The 3363-nt window shown below is 66.3% G+C and carries 3 protein-coding genes and 1 pseudogene; 1 reads left to right on the top strand and 3 read right to left on the bottom strand.

Features of this window, described 5'->3' with window-relative positions; translation table 11 throughout:
- The 3 genes and pseudogenes from ACNPM4_RS09145 to ACNPM4_RS09135 all read right to left on the bottom strand — a co-directional run.
- A pseudogene (locus ACNPM4_RS09145) lies at positions 1 to 189 on the bottom strand (hypothetical protein); the annotation flags it as partial.
- A gap of 2 nt (positions 190 to 191) precedes the next feature.
- Positions 192 to 1154: a glycosyltransferase gene (locus ACNPM4_RS09140; protein ID WP_029261988.1), complete on the bottom strand. Its 963-nt coding sequence runs from the start codon at positions 1152 to 1154 to the stop codon at positions 192 to 194.
- The gene (locus ACNPM4_RS09135) at positions 1151 to 3061 is read right to left on the bottom strand and encodes a glycosyltransferase (RefSeq protein WP_448985462.1); all 1911 of its coding nucleotides are present in this window, start codon (positions 3059 to 3061) and stop codon (positions 1151 to 1153) included. Before ACNPM4_RS09135 ends, ACNPM4_RS09140 begins: the two co-directional genes overlap by 4 nt.
- Before the next feature lie 148 nt (positions 3062 to 3209).
- Between ACNPM4_RS09135 and ACNPM4_RS09130 the strand changes: the two genes are divergently transcribed.
- Positions 3210 to 3363, top strand: a 154-nt coding sequence (locus ACNPM4_RS09130) for an NAD-dependent epimerase/dehydratase family protein (RefSeq protein ID WP_448985463.1), incomplete at its 3' end; no start/stop codon positions are given.

Genomic DNA, 3363 nt, shown 5'->3' with positions numbered 1-3363 from the left:
TGCGGTCGGCGTCGGCGATGCGGACTCCGACGGCTCGGGGGAGTCGCCCCGCGGTAGGAGGAAGAAGAGCAGCAGGCCCACGATCGCGAGAGCGGCAACGGAAAGGCCGACGATGAGCCAAACCCGTCCGGTCCGCTTCGGCTGAGGGGGTAGGGGTGCCCAGCTCAGGTCCGGCTGCGATTCGTCCATCGTCACCCCTCCAGAGGAGGCATCGGCTGCCAGCTGCGGTCCCGGCCGGCCTTGCCGCCGTCGCGGATGCCGCGGAAGAGGTTGCTCGTGCCGCGCACGGTCCTCTCGACGAACACGAGCCGGATGAGTTCCTTGAAGAACGTCGCCGCGGTGCCGAGGCCGAAGAGCACCGGGTTGTAGACGCCGTGGACGCGGTAGTACTGCTTGATGAATCCGCGGTTGCGCATGATGTAGTAGCGGTACGCATTGCTGGACGCGTTCATGTGGCGGATGCCCATGTCCCACTGCTTGATCTCACGGGTGCGGCGCAGCACGAACTCGTCGACGATCACCGCGGTCGTCAGCCGCGAGGCCAGCCACCCGTACATCTGGTCGTCCCAGTAGATGAAGAACCGCGGGTCGGGGAGGCCGATCTGCTGCACGATCGAGCGATGGATGAACATGCCCTCGAAGCATCCGCTGTTCATCTCCTTGTAGCCCGTCTCGTCGAAGCCGGACGGAGCGAACGGAATGGGGATGCCCATGCGCTCGGCGATGCGGTACTGCCAGTAGAACTCGCTGCCGTCGTAGTCGAAGCGGCGCCCTTGGATGCTCTTGAACCGGCTGCTCCAGGCGCCCATTTTCGCGAGCCCCTCGGTGAGCACCTCGACGTCGTCGTCCATCATCCAGATCCACTCGGAGCCGAGCTCGTACGCGGTGCGCATGCCTTCGCTGAAGCCGCCGGAGCCGCCGGTGTTCTTCTCGAGTCGCCGGTACACGATCTCGGTGCCGATGTCCTCGCGGAACGATTCGACGACGTCGGTGGTGTCGTCTGCCGAGGCGTTGTCGATGATCACGACGTGGCCGGGCTTGGGGTCCATCGCGGTGATGCTCGTGAGCAGACCCGAGAGCAGGTGAGAGCGGTTGAAGGTGACGATGACGATCGTCGCGGCCGTGGGGTCGAATGCAGCGGGCGCCGCGGTCATGCCTTCTCCTCGAAGATCTGCTGCCAGGACTGGGGTGAGACGAGATCGGGCAGCGCCTCGCGGTACTGCTTCTGCAGATCCGGCCAGCGGCGGCGGAGTTCGGCATGCAGCCGCACCGTGTCACGCAGCATCCGCCGGTACTTCGCGCGATCACGCGTGTAGATGTTCTTTCCGGAGCCGTCGGCGGCACTCACCAGTGCGCTGTCGAACGCCGGGACGCGCCACCAGTGCGCGTCTTCCTTGCCGAACTCGACCTCGGGCTGTGCGATGTTCGCCGGGTTCGGGCGGTGGAGGAAGTGCGAGGTCAGCGTGGAGAGGGTGAACAACCGCAACCGCATCCCCTTCGGGCTGTCCAGGTCGTTCTTCGGGAGCTGCTTGTACACCTGGCGGCCGCGACGCGCGTGCAGCACGGCGGACGGGTCGCGGTGCACGACCGTCTCCGGATAGTCGGCGGCGAGGGCACGGGCGGCGGGCATGGCCGTCGGCAGGTTGCGACGCATGTGCTCGGGTCCGGACAGGACATCGCGCAGTGCCTGTGCACGCAGTGCCACGGGGTAGTACTGCATCATCATGAGGTGCTTGAGGTCGACGCGGCGGCTGTGGACGAGCAGTCGACCGCCCCTCGGCGCGTTCGAGTGCAGGAGCCCCGCCACGATCCGGTTGCGGGCGTGGAAGTACGCCTGCCAGTCGATCGTGTCGTCCTTGTTGACCCAGGAGACGTGCCAGAGCGCCACTCCCGGCATGGACACGGTCGGGAAGCCTGCCTCGCCGGCGCGGAGGCAGAACTCGGCGTCGTCCCACTTGATGAATGCGGGCAGGGAGAGGCCGACCTTGCGGATCGCATCGAGGGGGATGAGACACATCCACCAACCGTTGTAGTCGGCGTCCATGCGCATGTGCAGGAGCGTGGACTGCCGCAGGTTCGAGACGCCGAAGTCGTGCGGCATCTTCTCCTGATACAGGTTGCGCCACATGAACGGATGCTCGTCGACGACCTCGGCCCAGCCGTGCAGTTTCGGGCGGTCGAGCAGGTCGAACATGTGACCGCCGACCAGCACCGGCGTCGTCGCGTACTGACCGAAGACGATGGAGCGGCGCAGTGATTCCGGCTCGAGCCGCACATCGTCGTCGAGGAGCTGCACGAAGTCGCTCTCCGGACGCTGGAGCGTCTCGTGCATGGCCCGAGCGAATCCTCCGGATCCGCCGAGGTTGTCCTGACGGATCACCTGGAGCGTCGCGCCGAGGCTCGTGGCGACGTCGTCGTAGCCCTCCTGATCCGCGACGAGCTGGGTCCCCTGATCGATCAGGAAGATGCGATCCACGAACTCCAGAGCGTCCGGCGACGCGGCGAGTGCCCGCAGGGTCTCGACGCAGTAGTCGGGCTTGTTGTAGGTGGTGATGCCGAGCGAGGCCTTGCCGGTGCGCTTCGGCTCCTGGTCGGTCGTCCACTCCGCGCCCTCGAGCACGGCGGGCTTCTCATCGGCCACGATGTCGAACCAGATCCAGCCGCCGTCACTGTACTGTGTGAGCTCGAGGTCGAAGGACGTCGATGCCTCGCCCGTCACCTCGCGGGTGGCCACACGCTGGCGGACGCCGGAACCGTTGGAGCGGTACACGAGGATCGTCGCGGGACCCGTGGTGCGCACCGTGAGCTGCACCTGCCGAACGCTCGTCCAGTGCTGCCAGTACGACGCGGGGAAGGCGTTGAAGTACGTTCCCATCGACACACGCCGCCCCGCCACGATCCGGGCGCGATGCCGCCCGAGGATGTTCCCGAGGTGAGCGCGGTTCGAGACGCGGACGGGTTCGTCCTCGATCACGGACCAGGTCTCCGGGTCGGCGTAGAGCGGAAGAAGGTCGGGGTCGCGATCAAGTGGGAAGACGACGTTCTGAAGGACGTGGGCCACTGGCAGGTTCTCCGATGTTGGTGCCGCAGGCCACTGTCAGAGGACAGTGCGGGACTCGACGAGCAGTGAGTAGCCTACCGTCGATGACCTTCGCATCTGCGGAGAGTCGCCCCGTGCCCCCTCGGATGCGCTGGGTAGACTGACCGCGATGAAGGTACTGATCACCGGCGGTGCCGGCTACATTGGCTCAACCGTCGCGACGGCATGCATCGAGGCCGGAATCGACGTCGTCATCCTCGACGACCTCTCCACGGGGCTTCGATCCTTCGGCGAGGGCCGCAACCTTTACGTCGGCGACATCG

Source organism: Microbacterium umsixpiens, assembly GCF_053543675.1.
Note: the sequence above shows the minus strand (reverse complement) of the source record. Positions and strands in the feature narration are given on the sequence as shown.